At 65.4% G+C, this 335-nt stretch carries 1 protein-coding gene; it reads left to right on the top strand.

The features are described from left to right. Positions 1–335 (top strand): hypothetical protein (locus QZR14_RS27960; protein ID WP_311998314.1); only part of this gene is annotated, 335 nt, incomplete at both ends.

The following is a 335-nucleotide window of genomic DNA, read 5'->3' as shown; positions in this document are numbered from 1 at the left end:
GAAGGCCAGGTCCTTCAGCCGGTCATGCTCGGCACCACCCCCGGCCTCAAACCGTACCTGCCTGAGCTGCCAACGCGCCCCATCACCCACAACGACATCGTCGCGGCCGAACCACTGTTGTACAACATCGAGGGCACACACCTGGCCCCGGTCAACGGCGGCACGGCGGAGTTCTACTACCAACTGCTGATTCCGAGCGCAGTGCTCAACACGCTGGACGCATTCGAGGCCACCCGCGCCATTCGCGAGTCGATCCACAGCGACATCCTGCGCGTCGGCGAAGCACGCCAGGAACTGCCGCAACCGGAAGTGGCCGGTGTGCTGGACGGCGTCCT

Origin of the sequence: Pseudomonas sp. rhizo66 (genome assembly GCF_031931925.1) — a bacterium.
In the GTDB taxonomy this organism is placed as follows: Bacteria; Pseudomonadota; Gammaproteobacteria; order Pseudomonadales; family Pseudomonadaceae; genus Aquipseudomonas.
This window is presented reverse-complemented; position numbering and strand designations above follow the sequence as displayed.